Source organism: Pseudomonas sp. 2822-17 (assembly GCF_002742485.1).
Classification (GTDB): domain Bacteria; phylum Pseudomonadota; class Gammaproteobacteria; order Pseudomonadales; family Pseudomonadaceae; genus Aquipseudomonas; species Aquipseudomonas cyclaminis.
Genome location: NZ_LJRZ01000546.1, coordinates 1 through 299, shown reverse-complemented (window position 1 = coordinate 299; position 299 = coordinate 1). Strand labels below are relative to the sequence as shown.

Annotated in this window: 1 protein-coding gene; it reads left to right on the top strand. The window is 41.1% G+C overall.

Translation table 11 applies throughout. From position 1 onward, the window contains the following. Positions 1-299: NAD-dependent epimerase/dehydratase family protein (locus AOA60_RS32325; RefSeq protein ID WP_143522482.1), on the top strand; the 299-nt coding region annotated here is incomplete at both ends.

The following is a 299-nucleotide window of genomic DNA, read 5'->3' as shown; positions in this document are numbered from 1 at the left end:
GGGGTGGGGACCTTATATTGAACCATCTGTAAAATCTTTGGGGGATTATATTAAAAAGGGAGTACCCGTTATTACAGCTCTTCCAGGGCAAGTATATGGTCCAGATTCGTGGATGCCACAATTATTTTTGAATGACATTTATAGTGGAAAACCAGTTACTGGACTGAAAGGCTATAAACCTATGATGTCTTTAATTCATGTGGAAGATTGCGGTCGTGCGATTGTGCATTTGTTAGATGCTGGTGCTGAAGGGGAGCGCTATATACTAGTTGATGAAAAACCAATTCGCTCTGCTACAC